The sequence below is a fragment of the Micromonospora sp. BS32 genome (genome assembly GCF_059089345.1).
The window spans coordinates 81,152-96,934 of sequence record NZ_JBSSHR010000010.1 but is presented as its reverse complement, the minus strand read 5'-3'; the positions used below and the strand labels follow the sequence as shown (position 1 = coordinate 96,934).

15 protein-coding genes are annotated in these 15,783 nt (G+C 73.3%); 12 read left to right on the top strand and 3 right to left on the bottom strand.

Features of this window, described 5'->3' with window-relative positions; all coding sequences use genetic code 11:
• Positions 1–10: 10 nt before the first annotated feature.
• Positions 11–2,194, top strand: a complete 2,184-nt coding sequence (gene rho, locus AC5RWQ_RS16975) for a transcription termination factor Rho (RefSeq protein ID WP_494283680.1) — start codon at positions 11–13, stop codon at positions 2,192–2,194.
• Positions 2,195–2,284: 90 nt separating this feature from the next.
• Here rho and AC5RWQ_RS16970 read toward each other — a convergent pair whose 3' ends face one another.
• On the bottom strand, positions 2,285–3,181 hold the full coding sequence (locus tag AC5RWQ_RS16970) for a phosphatase domain-containing protein (protein WP_494283679.1): 897 nt from the start codon (positions 3,179–3,181) through the stop codon (positions 2,285–2,287).
• Between the two features lie 276 nt (positions 3,182–3,457).
• On the opposite strand from AC5RWQ_RS16970, the gene rpmE reads away from it, so the two are divergent.
• Positions 3,458–3,682, top strand: a complete 225-nt coding sequence (gene rpmE / locus AC5RWQ_RS16965; protein ID WP_088642795.1) for a 50S ribosomal protein L31 — start codon at positions 3,458–3,460, stop codon at positions 3,680–3,682.
• Between the two features lie 100 nt (positions 3,683–3,782).
• The gene (gene prfA, locus AC5RWQ_RS16960) at positions 3,783–4,871 is read left to right on the top strand and encodes a peptide chain release factor 1 (protein WP_334490878.1); all 1,089 of its coding nucleotides are present in this window, start codon (positions 3,783–3,785) and stop codon (positions 4,869–4,871) included.
• Positions 4,872–4,913: 42 nt separating this feature from the next.
• Here prfA and AC5RWQ_RS16955 read toward each other — a convergent pair whose 3' ends face one another.
• The gene (locus AC5RWQ_RS16955; protein WP_494283678.1) at positions 4,914–6,470 is read right to left on the bottom strand and encodes a GGDEF domain-containing protein; all 1,557 of its coding nucleotides are present in this window, start codon (positions 6,468–6,470) and stop codon (positions 4,914–4,916) included.
• A 76-nt stretch (positions 6,471–6,546) separates the two neighbouring features.
• Here AC5RWQ_RS16955 and prmC point away from each other — a divergent pair, with 76 nt between their 5' ends.
• The 4 genes from prmC (at position 6,547) to AC5RWQ_RS16935 (ending at position 11,035) form a co-directional block, all read left to right on the top strand.
• Positions 6,547–7,494 (top strand): peptide chain release factor N(5)-glutamine methyltransferase, encoded by a 948-nt coding sequence (gene prmC, locus AC5RWQ_RS16950; protein ID WP_494283677.1) that lies wholly within the window; start codon positions 6,547–6,549, stop codon positions 7,492–7,494.
• Positions 7,494–8,138, top strand: a complete 645-nt coding sequence (locus AC5RWQ_RS16945) for an L-threonylcarbamoyladenylate synthase (RefSeq protein WP_334490916.1) — start codon at positions 7,494–7,496, stop codon at positions 8,136–8,138. Before prmC ends, AC5RWQ_RS16945 begins: the two co-directional genes overlap by 1 nt.
• A complete protein-coding gene (locus tag AC5RWQ_RS16940) occupies positions 8,139–8,750 on the top strand; it encodes an arsenate reductase/protein-tyrosine-phosphatase family protein (protein ID WP_494283676.1) in 612 nt (203 codons plus the stop codon). It abuts the gene before it with no gap.
• A gap of 167 nt (positions 8,751–8,917) precedes the next feature.
• Positions 8,918–11,035, top strand: coding sequence for a transglycosylase domain-containing protein (locus AC5RWQ_RS16935; RefSeq protein ID WP_494283675.1), 2,118 nt, complete (start codon positions 8,918–8,920; stop codon positions 11,033–11,035).
• A 5-nt stretch (positions 11,036–11,040) separates the two neighbouring features.
• On the opposite strand, the gene AC5RWQ_RS16930 is transcribed toward AC5RWQ_RS16935, so the two are convergent.
• The gene (locus AC5RWQ_RS16930) at positions 11,041–12,504 is read right to left on the bottom strand and encodes an SDR family oxidoreductase (protein WP_494283674.1); all 1,464 of its coding nucleotides are present in this window, start codon (positions 12,502–12,504) and stop codon (positions 11,041–11,043) included.
• A 35-nt stretch (positions 12,505–12,539) separates the two neighbouring features.
• Between AC5RWQ_RS16930 and glyA the strand changes: the two genes are divergently transcribed.
• The 5 genes from glyA to AC5RWQ_RS16905 all read left to right on the top strand — a co-directional run bounded on the left by glyA (position 12,540) and on the right by AC5RWQ_RS16905 (position 15,764).
• Positions 12,540–13,829: a serine hydroxymethyltransferase gene (gene glyA / locus AC5RWQ_RS16925; RefSeq protein WP_494283673.1), complete on the top strand. Its 1,290-nt coding sequence runs from the start codon at positions 12,540–12,542 to the stop codon at positions 13,827–13,829.
• Positions 13,822–14,244 carry a hypothetical protein gene (locus AC5RWQ_RS16920; protein ID WP_494283672.1) on the top strand — a complete coding sequence of 141 codons (423 nt, stop codon included), beginning with the start codon at positions 13,822–13,824 and terminating at the stop codon, positions 14,242–14,244. Before glyA ends, AC5RWQ_RS16920 begins: the two co-directional genes overlap by 8 nt.
• 173 nt (positions 14,245–14,417) lie before the next feature.
• Positions 14,418–14,654: an AtpZ/AtpI family protein gene (locus tag AC5RWQ_RS16915; RefSeq protein ID WP_088642787.1), complete on the top strand. Its 237-nt coding sequence runs from the start codon at positions 14,418–14,420 to the stop codon at positions 14,652–14,654.
• Between the two features lie 11 nt (positions 14,655–14,665).
• A complete protein-coding gene (gene atpB, locus AC5RWQ_RS16910; RefSeq protein ID WP_334490888.1) occupies positions 14,666–15,463 on the top strand; it encodes a F0F1 ATP synthase subunit A in 798 nt (265 codons plus the stop codon).
• 67 nt (positions 15,464–15,530) lie between these two features.
• Positions 15,531–15,764, top strand: coding sequence for an ATP synthase F0 subunit C (locus tag AC5RWQ_RS16905; RefSeq protein ID WP_334490889.1), 234 nt, complete (start codon positions 15,531–15,533; stop codon positions 15,762–15,764).
• Positions 15,765–15,783 lie beyond the last annotated feature (19 nt).

Below are 15,783 nucleotides of genomic sequence, written 5' to 3'. Positions count from 1 at the left end.
AAGGAATCCATTGAGCGACACCACCGACGTGACGTCGGATGTTTCCAACGTCGCTGGCGATGCCACCACCGCCGCCCCCGCCCGCCGTCGGCGTAGCGGTACCGGCCTGTCGGCAATGCTGCTGCCGGAGCTGCAGAGCCTGGCCGCGTCGCTCGGCATCTCCGGTACGGCTCGCATGCGCAAGGGCGAGCTGATCAGCGCGATCTCGGAGCGGCAGCAGGGCGGCTCCGCCGCTGGCACCCCTCGACCGCGGGCCGAGGTGGCTGCCGCGGCCGCCCCCGCCGCCCGTGAAGAGGTCCGCGCCGAGGTACGCGAGGAGCGGGCCGCCGAGGCGGCGCCGACCGCCGCGACCGCCACCGGCGAGACCGAGGGCCGGACCCGGACCCGGCGCGGCCGGGCCGCGACGGCCGAGGGCCGTGCCACTGAGGCTCGTGCCACCGAGGGCCGTGCCACCGAGGGCCGGGCCGCTGAGGCTCGTGCCACCGAGGGCCGTGCCACCGAGGGCCGGGCCGCTGAGGCTCGTGCCACCGAGGGGCGTGCCACCGAGGGCCGGGCCGTCGAGGCTCGGGCCACCGAGGCGCGGACCGAGCAGGCTCCCGCCGAGACCGGCGAGCGGGCCGACCGGGGCGAGCGCGGCGACCGGGGTGACCGCAACGAGCGCGGCGAGCGGGCCGAGCGCGGTGACCGGGCCGAGCGCGGTGACCGTAACGACCGGGGGGAGCGCGGCGAGCGCACCGACCGGGGCGAGCGGGCCGAGCGCGGTGACCGTAACGACCGCGGGGACCGTAACGACCGCGGTGACCGTAACGACCGCGGGGACCGCAATGACCGGGGCGAGCGCGGTGAGCGCAACGACCGCGGCGACCGGGGCGAGCGCGGTGACCGTAACGACCGGGGCCCGCAGCGCAACGGGAACGACGACTCCGACGACGACGGCGAGGGCGGCGGCCGGCGCGGCCGGCGCAGCCGGTTCCGCGACCGTCGGCGTGGCCGCGGCGAGCGGATCGAGGGTGGCAACGAGGGCGGCGGCCGCGAGCCGCAGGTCAGCGAGGACGAGGTTCTCGTCCCGGTGGCCGGCATCATCGACGTCCTCGACAACTACGCATTCGTCCGGACCACCGGCTACCTGGCCGGCCCGAACGACGTGTACGTCTCGATGTCCCAGATCAAGAAGTACGGCCTGCGCCGCGGTGACGCGATCACCGGCGCGGTCCGCACCACCGCCCGCGAGGGCACCGGTGACCAGCGGCGGGACAAGTACAACCCGCTGGTCCGGCTGGACACCATCAACGGCATGGAGCCGGACGAGGCGAAGCGTCGTCCCGAGTTCTACAAGTTGACCCCGCTGTACCCGCAGGAGCGGCTGCGGCTCGAGACCGAGCCGCACATCCTCACCACCCGCGTCATCGACCTGGTCATGCCGATCGGCAAGGGCCAGCGGGCACTGATCGTCTCCCCGCCGAAGGCGGGTAAGACGATGGTGCTCCAGGCGATCGCCAACGCGATCACCCGGAACAACCCGGAGTGCCACCTGATGGTGGTGCTGGTCGACGAGCGGCCCGAAGAGGTCACCGACATGCAGCGGTCGGTGAAGGGCGAGGTCATCGCGGCCACGTTCGACCGTCCGCCGCAGGACCACACCACGGTGGCGGAGCTGGCGATCGAGCGGGCGAAGCGCCTGGTCGAGCTGGGGCACGACGTGGTCGTGCTGCTCGACTCGGTGACCCGGCTCGGTCGGTCCTACAACCTGGCGGCGCCGGCCAGCGGCCGGATCATGTCGGGTGGTATCGACTCCACCGCGCTCTACCCGCCGAAGCGGTTCCTCGGCGCGGCCCGCAACATCGAGAACGGCGGCTCGCTGACCATCCTCGCCACCGCGCTGGTGGAGACCGGGTCCATGGCGGACACGGTCATCTTCGAGGAGTTCAAGGGCACCGGTAACGCGGAGCTGAAGCTGGACCGGAAGATCGCCGACAAGCGGGTCTTCCCGGCGATCGACATCAACCCCTCCGGTACGCGTAAGGAGGAGGTCCTGCTCGCGCCGGAGGAGCTGGCGATCATCCACAAGCTCCGCAAGGTGCTGCACTCGCTGGACTCGCAGGCGGCGCTCGACCTGCTGCTGGACCGCCTCAAGCAGTCCCGCACGAACATCGAGTTCCTGATGCAGATCGCGAAGTCGACCCCGGGGGAGTGACCTCGCCCGGGTGAGACCCGTACGGAGAAAGGGCACGGCCGAACCGGCCGTGCCCTTTTCCCGTGGGACGCTCCGGAGTGGACGGACGCCTCAGAAGTCGCCCTCGGCGACCTGGAAGACGGTGAGGCCGAGGGCGCGCCACATCCGGACCACCTGCTGGCGGTCGTCGAAGACGCCGACCACCCGGTAGCGGTCGCGGACCTCCCGCTCGTAGATCTCCTGCTTCACCACGGAGTCCTTGCGGGAGTCGCCCTGCGCCCGCAGGTGCAACGCCAGGTACGGCACCTGGACGTGCCGGGCCAGCCAGGCCGCTGTGGTGTTCCGGGTCGAGGCGTCCCGCCCGGAGCAGAAGACCACGCCGTACCCGGCGGCGTGCATCGCCCGAACCGCCGCGATGACCGCCTCGTTGGGCAGGTCCTCGCCGACCCGGGTCATGTCGTACGGGCTGCGGGAGACGTTCAGCGCGACGGTGCCGTCGATGTCCACCAGCACGATCTCGGGCGGGCCGGCCGGCGCGTCGTCGATCCGGGCGACCCGCCCGACCCGGGCCGTCGGCACCGGCAGCGGTAGCGGGCGGTGCGCCAGGTAGCGATCGTGCAGCCGGCGGATGTACTCCTCGCCGACCCGGTCGGCCTCCGGCCGGTCGGCGTCCCGGCGCAGGCACTCGTCCAGCGGCACGTCGGTGAAGTCGTGCACCTCGAAGTCCGCGTCGTGCCGGGCGGCCAGGTCGGCCCACTCCCGCAGGGTGCGGGAGCGCAGGTTGGTGTCGTCCACGCAGACGCTCACCCGGGCGGCCAGCAGCGCCTCCACCTGCGCCCGCTGGGCGAGGCTGACCTGGTACTCGGCCCGCTGGGTGAAGAGCCGCTCGCCGTGCAGCATCCGGCGCAGGTCGTCCCGGTTGACCCGGGCGACGGCCGGTTGCAGGGTACGGGCGAACGTGGTCTTGCCGGAGGCGGGCAACCCGCGGGTGGCGATCAGGCGGGGCATCCCGCCCACCCGGCGCGGCTCGGGGACGAATCGGGCACGTTCCCACCGTAGCCGGGAGTGGGGGAATGCCGGTCGGGGTCGGCGGGAATGCGACCGGGGAGGCGGGCGTTACCACAGCCGGACCGATCGTGCGGCCCGCTCGTCGGGTCGGCTCACGCCCATGGCACACTGGTCAATCGGCCACCGGTTCCGGTTCACGCCCGAGTCCGTCGCGCACCAGACGACGGGGAGATCAGCGGCGACCCGGCGACCACCTGACGAAAGGACCTAGGCGACATGAAGCCCAACATCCACCCGGAGTACACGACCACCGAGGTCAAGTGCTCCTGCGGCAACTCCTTCACGACCCGCAGCACCGCCAAGGGCGGCTCGATCAGCGTCGAGACCTGCAGCGCCTGCCACCCGTTCTACACCGGCAAGCAGCGCGTCCTCGACACCGCCGGCCGGGTCGCGAAGTTCCAGCAGAAGTACGCCAAGGTTCAGGCGAAGAAGGCCAAGTAGCTTCACCGACGACGCCCGCGTCCGGCCCTGTGCCGGACGCGGGCGTCCGTCCGTTCCGCCTCCCTTTCGTACCCGGACGTCGTCGAAGGAGCATCCCCGCATGAGCAGCGAGCGTCTGGCCGCCCTCCTCGACGAGTACGCCGAGCTGGAGAAGCGGCTGGCTGACCCGGCCATCCACGCCGACCAGGGCACCGCCCGCCGGGTGGGCCGCCGGTACGCCGAACTGGTGCCGCTGCACAAGGCGGCCGGTGAGCTGGAGCAGGCCCGCGCCGACCTGATCGCCGCCCGGGAGCTCGCCGCCGAGGACCCGGCCTTCGCCGCCGAGGCGGACGCGATCGCGGCCAGCGTGCCCGCGCTCGAGGAGCGGCTGGCGGAGCTGCTGATCCCGCGGGACCCGCACGACGCCAAGGACGTGATCATCGAGATCAAGGCCGGCGAGGGCGGCGAGGAGTCGGCGCTCTTCGCCGGCGACCTGCTGCGGATGTACACCCGGTACGCCGAGCGGCACGGCTGGCTCACCGAGGTCATCGACGCGCAGGACTCGGACCTCGGCGGGGTCAAGGACGTCTCGCTGGCGATCAAGACCAAGGGCGTCCCGGAGGGCGGCAACGGGGTCTGGTCCCGGCTGAAGTGGGAGGGCGGCGTGCACCGGGTGCAGCGCGTCCCGGTCACCGAGTCGCAGGGCCGTATCCACACCAGCGCCGCCGGCGTGCTGGTGCTGCCCGAGGCCGAGGACGTCGACGTCACCGTCGACCCGAACGACCTGCGGATCGACGTGTTCCGCTCGTCCGGGCCCGGCGGCCAGTCGGTGAACACCACCGACTCGGCGGTACGGATCACCCACCTGCCCACCGGCCTGGTGGTCTCCTGCCAGAACGAGAAGTCGCAGCTGCAGAACCGCGAGCAGGCGATGCGCATCCTGCGCGCCCGGCTGCTCGCGGCGGCCCAGGAGCAGGCCGACGCGGCCGCCTCGGACGCCCGCAAGGCGCAGGTCCGCACGGTGGACCGCTCGGAGCGGATCCGCACCTACAACTACCCGCAGAACCGGATCACCGACCACCGGATCGGCTACACCGCGTACAACCTGGATCTGTCGCTCGCCGGTGAGCTGGACGGCGTGCTCGACGCCCTCGCCGAGGCCGACCGGGCCGCCCGCCTCGCCGGTGACACGGAGCTGACCCGCCGCTGAGCCGCGGCCGGCCGCGCCGAGCGGCGGCCCGCACCCGCCCGGTCAGGAGGCGCGGGGGTGGGCCTTGGCGCGCAGCATCTCCCGGTCGGCGATTTCGAAAGCGGTGCCGAGCGCGTCCCGCAGCGACGTGCTCCCGCCGTCCACCTCGGCGAAGCCGATGCTCACCCCGACCGGGGTGCCCGGCACCAGCGACTCCCAGTCCTCGGTGCGGACGGCGGCGTCGATCCGGCGGGCCACCTCGGCCGCCTCGGTCATCCCCGCGCCGGCGAGCACCACCACGAACTCGTCGCCGCCGTACCGGGCCACGAAGTCGCCGCGCCGCATCACCCGGTTGATCACCCCGGCGATGCGTTGCAGCACCAGGTCGCCGGAGTGGTGGCCGTGCCGGGTATTGACCGCCTTGAAGCCGTCCAGGTCGCAGACGCCGATCACCACCCGATCGCCGCGGGACACCACCGCGCCGATGTAGCGCTCCAGCCGCCGTCGGTTGGGCAGGCCGGTCAGCGGGTCGGTGAGCGCCTCGCCCTCGTACCGGGCGGCCTCCCGGCGCATCTCCTCGTGGTCGATCCGGGCGGCGATGCCGTCGATGTAGACGTCGCGCAGCCGGTCGTTGCGTTGCGCGGCGAGCCGGAACGCCACCCGGTCGGCCCGGTGCGCCGCCGCGTGGTCGCCGGCCCGGGCGAGGGCGATGCTGCGCAGCCGGGCCGGCTCGGCCGCGCCCAGCGTCTCGTTGGAGACCCGGCTGGTGTCCAGCCGGGTGATCGCCTCGATCGGCCGGCCGTCGGCGACCGCCAGGCACACCTGCCCGAGCTGGCGCATGTCCCGGGCCCGGGCGCTGTCGCCGCCGTGCCCGAGCAGTCGGACCGGGTCGGTGTCGGCGTCGGTGCCGGTCTCCACCCGGTCGCCGAGCGCGGCCCGCCGGGCCGCCGCGTAGCCGTAGGCGGCCAGGCTGCTCGGGCGGATCCGGTCGGCCCGCCCGTCCCGGACGAACCGCTCCAGGTCCGCGGCGATGTCCCGGAGCACCCGCAGGCAGCCGTCGCTGTCGCCGTTGTGGTCCAGCGCGACCGCGTTGCGCAGCCGGATGCCCGGCGCGGCGAAGACCTCCTCCGGGATCCCGGCGGCCAGGCCGAGCTGGCGGGCCCGCTCGATCGCGCCGAGCGCGTAGCCGTGGAAGCTGAGGTACGAGTAGGCCATCGCCAGGTCGTGCCAGCCCCAGGCGGTGTCCCGGTCGCGGTCCTCGGCCGCGCCGAGCGCCCGGGCGGCCCGGACCAGGTGGGTGACGCAGCGGTCCAGCGCGCCCTGGTGGTGGGCGGCGAGCCCGGCCAGCGCGTTGAGGTGCCCGTGCAGGTATGGCTCGGGCAGGTCGCGGACGGCGGTGGAGGCGTCCTCGATGGCCCGGGTGAACTCGGCCGTCCGACCGAGATTGATCAGCGCGCAGAGCCGCTGCACCAGCGCGTCGGCCCGGGTGTAGGGGTCGGCGGTGGTGCGCAGCACCCGGTCCAGGACGCTGACCGCCTCCGCGGAGCGGCTCGCCTCCTGCAGGTCACGGGCGTGCGTGAGGGCGTCAACCTGGTCGTCGACCCGGTCGAGCCACCCCACCTGGCATCCTCCTGTCGGTGTGCGACCGGACGCACCCGCTCGTGAGGTGACCGCCGCGACGCCTCATGATTATGACGTGACCTCCCTGCCGCGCCACCCCTCCGAAGGGTCAGAACGCGAACGGCCGTCGCACGCCGTGGCACGAGCGGCCCGCACGCTCGGCGCGGCCGGGGTGGAGTCGGCCCGGGCGGAGGCCGAGCTGCTCGCCGCGTACGTGCTCGACGTGCCCCGGGGGCGGCTGGCGCTGGCCGACGGGTTCACCCCGGACCAGCGCGAGCGGTACGACGCGCTGATCGCCCGCCGGGCCGGCCGGGAGCCGCTGCAACATCTCACCGGCCTCGCCGCGTTCCGACACCTGGAGCTGGCGGTCGGTCCGGGGGTCTTCGTGCCCCGCCCGGAGACCGAGCTGCTCGCCGGCTGGGGCATCGCGCGGGCCCGGGCCCTCGCCGCGCCGGTGGTGGTCGACCTGTGCAGCGGGTCCGGCGCGATCGCGCTCGCCGTCGCCCAGGAGCTGCCGACCGCCCGGGTGGTCGCGGTGGAGCGGTCGCCGGCCGCGCTGGCATGGCTGCGGCGCAACGCCGCCGACCGGGCCGCCGCCGGGGACCGGCCGGTGCGGGTGGTGGCCGCCGACGTCACCGACCCGGAGCTGTTGGCCGAGCTGGTGGGCGCGGTGGACGTGCTGCTCTGCAACCCGCCGTACGTGCCCCGCGCGGTGGTCGTACCGCCGGAGGTGGCCGGCCACGACCCGGACGAGGCGGTCTTCGGTGGGGCGGACGGGCTGACCGTGATCCGGCCGGTCGTGGCCCGCGCCGCGCGGCTGCTGCGCCCCGGCGGGGTGCTCGGCGTGGAGCACGACGACACCCACGCGGCGGCGGTGCCCGCGCTGCTCGCCGCCGACGGCCGGTACGGGGAGATCGAGGAGCACCGGGACCTGGCCGGGCGGCCCCGCTTCGCCACCGCGTCCCGCCGCGGGGACGGCCCGCACGCCGACGGGGCCGCGGCGTGGCAGACTGGCTCCTCGTGATGCTCTACGACTGTCGGTCCCCGGCCGACCGCGACCGCGGCATCGCCGCTGCGATCGAGGCGGTCAAGAACGGCGAGCTGGTCGTCCTGCCGACCGACACGGTCTACGGGATCGGCGCGGACGCCTTCACGCCGTACGCGGTCAAGGCGCTCGGCGACGCCAAGGGCGGCAGCCGGCAGGCGCCGCCGGTGCTGATCGGCTCCCGGCACACTCTCGACGGCCTGGTCTTCTCCCTGCCGCGTGCGGCCCGGGAGCTGGTCGAGGCGTTCTGGCCGGGGGCGCTGACCATCGTGGTGGAGCACTCGCCGAGCCTCCAGTGGGACCTGGGCGACTCCAGCGGCACGGTCGCGGTGCGGATGCCGTTGCATCCGGTGGCGCTGGAGGTGCTGCGGGAGACCGGCCCGATGGCGGTCGCCTCGGCCAACAGGACCGGCCAGCCGGCGGCGCTAACCGCCGAGGAGGCGCGCGACCAGCTCGGCTACTCGGTCCGCGCCTACCTGGAGGCGGGGCCGTGCCCGGACCCGGTGCCGAGCACCATCGTCGACCTGACCGGGGAGGTGCCCCGGGTGCTGCGGCTCGGCGCGATCCGCCTGGACCAGCTCCGCGAGGTGGCGCCGGACATCCTCGACGAGCAGGGGGCCTGAGTGCCGCCCTTCACCGTCCTGCACGTCTGCATGGGCAACATCTGTCGGTCGCCCATGGCGGAGCGGCTGCTGATGCTCGCGGTCCGGCAGCGGCTGGGCCGGCTCGGCGTCGAGCCGGCCGGCTCGGACGAGCTGCTGCACAGCCACAGCGCCGGCACCGGCGGTTGGCACGCCGGCGAGGAGATGAACCCGCCGGCCGCCCGGCAGGTGCTCTCCCGGGGCGGCGACGTCGACGGGTTCGCCGCGCGCAAGCTGCGCTCGGATCTGATCGACGCCGCCGACCTGGTCCTCACCGCCACCGCCGACCAGCAGGAGTACGTGGTGGCGCTGCGCCCCGACGCCGCGTCCCGGACGTTCGTGCTCGGTGAGTTCGGCCGGCTGCTCGGCACGGTGGACCTGGCCGCGCTGCCCCCGGTGGAGGCGACCCCGGACGCCGTGTACGCCCGCGGGGTGACCCTGGTCACGGCGGTCGACGACGCCCGGCAGGGCGCCACCGCGCTGCACTCGGACGACCTGGACGACCCGTGGGGCCGCGGTGACCAGTGCTTCAGCCGGGTCGCCGACGAGATCGAGGAGACGGTGCACCCGCTCGCCTCGGCGCTGCTGCCCTGACCTCTTCCGTCACCGGCTGACCTCTCCCGGGTGAACCGGGTGGCCTGTCCCGTGCCGCGCCGCCTGTCCGAAGCGCGAGATTCCTCCGGATTCGGGCAAAAGTGAAGGATCGCGCAGTTTGACCGGTCATGCTGGACGGGTCCTGCCGGCTCCTGCGGGGAGAGCTGATGATCCGGGCCCATCTCGACAAGCTGCTGACCGTGTTGATCGCCGGAGTGCTCGCCGGGCTGGTCCTGGCCGCCGCCGCGCTGCCCGTCGCCGTCGTGTTCGGGGGCGGGTTCGGCGCGCTCGCCGGTCCCTACTCGGAGCTGCCCAACAGCCTGCGCACGCCGCCGACCGCCCAGCGCTCCAACCTGTACGCCAACGACGGCGTCACCCTGATCACCTCCTTCTACACCGAGGACCGGGTGGAGGTGCCGCTGGCCAAGGTGGCGCCGGTGATGCGGCAGGCCATCGTCGCCGCCGAGGACGCCCGCTTCTACCAGCACCGGGGCGTCGACCTGCGGGGCGTGGTGCGCGCCTTCACGGTCAACCGGCGGGACGGCCGGACCCGGCAGGGCGCCTCCACGCTGACCATGCAGTACGTGCGCAACGTGCTCAGCAACGACCCGCGGCTGACCAAGGAGCAGCGGAAGAAGGCCACCGAGATCAGCACCGCCCGCAAGGTCCAGGAGATGCGGTACGCCCTGGCGGTGGAGCGTGAGCTGAGCAAGGACGAGATCCTCACCCGCTATCTCAACATCGCGTACTTCGGCGCCGGGGCGTACGGGATCGCCGCCGCCAGCAAGCGCTACTTCTCCACCTCGCCGGCGAAGCTGACCCTGGCCCAGGCGGCCCTGCTGGCCGGGCTGGTCCGCTCGCCGGACACCGACGACCCGATCAACGGGGACGCCGACGCGGCGTTGGCCCGCCGGGCGTACGTGCTGGACCGGCTGGTCGAACTCGGGCAGGCGCCGGCCGCCGAGGTGGCGCGGGCGAAGGAGACGGCGCTGGCCCTGCTCCCCAGCGAGACCCCGAACGACTGCACCGCCGTCCCCGAGCAGCAGAACGACTGGGGTTTCTTCTGCGACTGGTTCACCCAGTGGTGGAGCACCCAGCCGGCGTTCGGGGCCACCGCCGACGAGCGGCAGGACAACCTGCGCCGCGGCGGGTTCCGGATCGTCTCCTCGCTCGACCCGGCGGTGCAGCGGGCCGCCATCCGCGAGGTGCGCGACATCTACGACACCGGCGACGCCCGGGCCGTGCCCACGGCGGTGGTCCAGCCGGGGACCGGGCGGGTGCTGGCGCTCGCGGTGAACCGGAACTACAGCGTCGCCGACAACCCGCGCGGGCAGAAGAACTACCCGAACACCGTCAACCAGCTCGTCGCGGGCGGCAACGGCATCGAGGGCTACCAGGCCGGCTCCACCTTCAAACTCTTCACGCTGCTCGCCGCGCTGGAATCCGGCATGCCGCTGGAGACGGGCTTCGTCGCCCCGAGCCGGATCCTGACCCGTTTCCCGGTCGACGACGGCGCGGCCAGCTGCGGTGGGCGCTGGTGCCCGGCGAACGCCACCCCGGAGTGGATGGACGGCTACCGGACCATGTGGAACGCCTTCGGCCGCTCGGTGAACACCTACTTCGCCTGGCTGACCGAGCGGGTCGGGGCGGACCGGGTGGTCGAGATGGCCGAGCGGCTGGGCGTGCAGTTCCGCGCCGAGGACGACGCGCAGCTCGCCCGCTACGGCGCCCGCGACTGGGGGGCGTTCACCCTGGGCGTCTCCTCGACCACCCCGCTGGACCTGGCCAACGCGTACGCCACGGTCGCCGCCGAGGGGACCTGGTGCGCCCCGCTCCCGGTCATGTCGATCACCGACAGCGCCGGCCGGGAGGTCGCCGCCGGGCGGCCGGACTGCCGGCAGGTGGTCGACACCGACGTGGCCCGGGCGGCGGCGGACGCGGCCCGTTGCCCGGTCGGCGACCAGTCCATGTACCGCGGCTGCGACGGCGGCACGGCCGAGAAGCTCCGGCCCCGGCTGGGCCGGCCGGTGGCCGGCAAGACGGGCAGCTCGGAGCGGAACGAGACCGAGTCGGTGGTGGCGTTCACCCCGCAGCTCGCGGTCGCCCAGATCGCCGCCAACCCGGACGATCCCCGGGACGCGGTCGGCGCGGCGGTGCAGGCCGGGATGGTCGACGCGGTGGGCCGCATCCTCGCCACCGCCCTGGCCGACCAACCGGTCCGCGACTTCGTCCCCCCGTCGGAGAGCGTCGCCTTCCGCCGCACCGGCCCCCGCGACGGCAACTGACCGCCTCAGCCGGCCTGTTCGGCGCCACGGGCGATGTTGCGGGCCATGCCACCGAAGACGACGGCGTGGAACGGGGCGACCGAGCCCCAGTAGAGGTGGCCGGGCAGGCCGCGGGGGAGGAAGACGGCGCGCTGCACGTAGCGGCTGCCGCCGCCCTCGGTGGGCTCGGCGCGCATCTCCAGCCAGGCCCGGCCGGGCAGCCGCATCTCCGCGCGGAGCCGGAGCAGCTCGCCCGGCACGATCTCCTCGACCCGCCAGAAGTCCAGCGCCTCGCCGACCTGGAGGCGGTGCGGGTCGCGCCGGCCCCGACGCAGCCCCACCCCGCCGACCAGCCGGTCCAGCCAGCCCCGGACCGACCAGGCGAGCGGGAAGGAGTACCAGCCGTGCTCCCCGCCGACTCCCTCGATGACCCGCCAGAGCGCGTTGGTCGGCGCGTCCACCACCCGCTCCCGGACGTCGGTGTAGACCGTGCCGCCGGACCACTTCGGGTCGCTGGGCAGCGGTTCGGCGGGCGCGTCCGGCCCGCTCGCGGTGGACCAGCGGGTCTCCACCTGCGCGTCGCGGACCTTCGCCAGGGCCAGCCCGACCGCCTGGTCGAAGCCGGTCAGCCCGCCGGGCGGGTCGGGCAGGTAGCGGGCGATGTCGTGCTCGTGCGCCACCGCCTCGTGGATCAGGCTCTCCACCAGCGGCCGGGCGATCGCGTTCGGCACCGGGGTGATCAGCCCGACCCAGTGCGAGGAGAGCGACGGGGTCAACGGTCGCACCGGCACGATGATCCGGCGGCGCAGGCCAGCGACCTTCGCGTACCGCTGCATCATCTCCAGGAAGGTGAGTACGTCCGGGCCGCCGATGTCGAAGGCCCGGTTCACCTCCGGCGGCAGCGCCGCCGCGCCGACCAGGTAGCGCAGCACGTCCCGGACCGCGATCGGCTGGATCCGGTTGCGCACCCAGCGCGGGGTGATCATCGCGGGCAGCCGCTCGGTCAGGTGGCGCAGCATCTCGAACGAGGCCGATCCCGACCCGATGATCACCGCGGCCCGCAGCACCACCGTCGACACCCCGCTGGCCAGCAGGATCCGCGCCACCTCCGCCCGGGACCGCAGGTGCGGCGAGGGGACCTCGCCGTCCTCCTGCGGCTCCGGGCCGCCCAGGTAGACGATCCGGCGTACGCCGGCCGCGGCGGCGGCCTGCGCGAAGTTCGTCGCGGCCTCCCGGTCGGCGGCCTCGAAACCGGCCTGCCCGAGCGAGTGCACCAGGTAGTACGCGACGTCGACCCCGGCGAACGCGGCCGACAGCGTCTCCGGTCTGCGCAGGTCGCCCTCGACCACCTCGGCGCGGGTCGCCCAGGGCACGTCGCGCAGCCGCCCGGCCGTCCGGGCCAGGCAGCGGACCTCGTGCCCCTCCTCCAGCAGTCGGGGCGCGAGCCGCCCGCCGATGTAACCCGTGGCTCCGGTGACGAGGCATCTCACGAGTTCCAGTCTGCGGCTCCGTAGACTCCTTCGCTGTGGAGAACGCGAGGGACACCTTCTGGGGACCGGACTTCCAGCAGCTCAGCGCCGTCGACCCGGAGATCGCCGAGGTGGTGCTGGGCGAGCTGGACCGGCTGCGCGGCGGCCTGCAGCTGATCGCCAGCGAGAACCTGACCTCCCCGGCGGTGCTCGCCGCGCTCGGCTCGACCCTGACCAACAAATACGCCGAGGGTTACCCGGGCCGCCGCTACTACGGCGGCTGCGCCGAGGTGGACCGGGCCGAGGAGATCGGCATCGCCCGGGCGAAGGAGCTCTTCGGCGCCGAGCACGCCAACCTCCAGCCGCACTCCGGTGCGAGCGCCAACCTGGCCGCGTACGCCGCCCTGGTGCAGCCGGGGGACACCGTGCTGGCGATGGACCTGCCGCACGGCGGCCACCTCACCCACGGCAGCCGGGTGAACTTCTCCGGCAAGTGGTTCCACCCGGTCGGCTACACCGTCCGGCGGGACACCGAGCTGATCGACTACGACGAGGTCCGCGACCTGGCCCTGGCCCACCGGCCCAAGATGATCATCTGTGGCGCGACGGCGTACCCCCGGCTGATCGACTTCGCCCGGTTCCGGGAGATCGCCGACGAGGTCGGGGCGTACCTGATGGTGGACGCCGCGCACTTCATCGGGCTGGTCGCCGGCGGGGCGATCCCGTCGCCGGTGCCCTACGCCGACGTCGTCTCCTGCACCACGCACAAGGTGCTGCGCGGCCCGCGCGGCGGGATGATCCTCTGCCGGGAGTCGCTGGCCGCCCGGATCGACAAGGCGGTCTTCCCGTTCACCCAGGGCGGCCCGCTGATGCACGCCGTGGCGGCCAAGGCGGTCGCGCTGCGCGAGGCCGCGCAACCCGAGTTCCGGGCGTACGCCGCGCAGGTGATCGCCAACGCGCGGGCGCTCGCCGGCGGACTGGCCGACGAGGGGATGCGGCCGGTCTCCGGCGGCACCGACACCCACCTGGCCCTGGTCGACCTGCGCGAGGTCGGGGTGACCGGCGCCGACGCGGAGGCGCGCTGCGACACCGCGGCGATCACGCTGAACAAGAACGCCATCCCGTACGACCCGCAGAAGCCGATGGTCGCCTCCGGCATCCGGGTCGGCACCCCGAGCGTCACCACCCAGGGCATGCGGGATCCGGAGATGCGGCAGGTCGCCGCGCTGATCGCCCGCGCGGTGCGCACCGACCCGGCCGCCCCCGGGGGCGCCGACACCCTCGCCGGGCTCGCCGGCGAGGTTGCCGAGCTGGTCGCCGCCTTCCCGGCGTACCCCCGTGGCTGAGCCCGGGGTGCGCGCGCCGGAGGCCGCCGCGGACCGGCGCTGGCGACTGCGCCACCTGCCCGTGCTGCTGGCCGCGTCGGCGGCGCTCGGCGCGGTGGCGGCGGTGCTCGGCGGGGTGACCGGCGGCGGCGACGCGGCGCTGGGCGCGGCGGCCGGGGTGGCCGTGACGGCGGCCAGCTACACGCTGACCACGGTGGTGCTGGCCTGGGCCGACGCGGTGAACCCGCAGCTGGTGCTGCCGTTCGGGCTGGGTCTCTACGCCGCGAAGTTCACCCTCCTTGGTGTGGTCATGGTCGGAGTTGCCTCGACGGGCTGGGACGGTCTGATTCCCTTGTGTATCGGCATCGCGGCGGGGGTGGCGGTCTGGACCGGGGTGCACATCGTGTGGCTGACCAGAGTGCACGCCCGGCGCTGACGTCCCAGGGGATGGACGACACCCCCGACTGTCCTCGATCGGTCATTCTCTGACTGGCGGAAGGGGAGTAGCGTGCCCCCAGACGACTGCACCCGCCAGACGCCCACACAACGACGGTTGTGCGGGGGGTGAGGCACAGCCTCGTCTTCCCGGCTGATATCGTTCGCCCCGTCATGGCTGGTGACCAAAACCCCCGACCCACCGGCGGCCCGGACGATGTTCCGACCGGCGCCGGCCAGGGTTGGACCGCGCTCTCGTACCTCATCGGGGGCATGCTCGTCTGGGGTTTCATCGGCTGGCTGGTCGACCAGTGGCTCGACTCCGGCGGCATCGCCACCGGGATCGGCGTCGTGCTCGGCATGGCCGGGGGAATCATCCTGGTCGTCCGCCGACTCGGCACGCCTACTTAGGAAGGGACGCGGTGTTCGGACAGGCGAACGTCCTGGCAGCGGGCCAGGCGGCATTCCCACCCAGTGTGGAGGACTTCTACCTGCCCAGCATCCTGCCCTGGGGTGCACACGACTCCTACTGGTTCACGAAGATCACCGCGATGGTCTGGATCGCCGTCGGCGTCCTGATCATCTTCTTCCTGGCCAGCTACCGGAAGCCGCAGCTGGTCCCGACGAAGAAGCAGTGGTTCGCCGAGTCGATCTACGGCTTCGTGCGGAACAACATCGCGGTCGACATGATCGGGCACGCGGGGGTGCGGTTCGCGCCGTACTTCACCACGCTGTTCTGCTTCATCCTGCTGACCAACTTCTTCGCGATCCTGCCGCTGTTCCAGATCTCGCCGAACTCGCACATCGCCTTCCCGGCGTTCCTCGCGGTGATCAGCTACGTGCTGTTCATCTACGCCGGCATCAAGCACCACGGCTTCGGCAAGTTCGTCAAGAACTCCCTGATCCCGCCGGCGCCCTGGTACATCCTGCCGCTGCTGATCCCGATCGAGTTCTTCTCGACCTTCCTCGTCCGGCCGTTCTCGCTGGCCGTCCGTCTCTTCGCGAACATGTTCGCCGGCCACATGCTCCTGCTGGTCTTCACGCTCGGCGGCTTCGCGATGCTCAGCTCCAACGCCTGGCTCGCGCCGGTCTCGGTGCTGTCCTGGGCGATGACCATCGCGCTGACCTTCCTCGAGTTCCTGGTGATCGTCCTGCAGGCGTACGTCTTCACGGTGCTGACCGCCAGCTACGTGCAGGGCGCGCTCGCCGACGAGCACTGATCCACTTCGTACCAACAGTTGTCGTCCCGCGTGACCGTCACGCGTGATAACCAGGAGGAACCCACTAATGGACGTCTACGCCGCGGTAGAGGGCAGCACCGCCGCCATCGGCTACGGTCTCGCGGCCATCGGCCCGGGCATCGGTGTCGGCCTGGTCTTCGCCGCCTACATCCAGTCGACCGCCCGCCAGCCGGAGTCGTCGCGGATGACCCTGCCGTACGTCTGGATCGGCTTCGCCGTCATCGAGGCGCTCGCGCTGCTGGGTATCGCCTTCGGCTTCATCTGGCAGGGCCAGCTCTAATCCCGCCCCCCTTTGACCG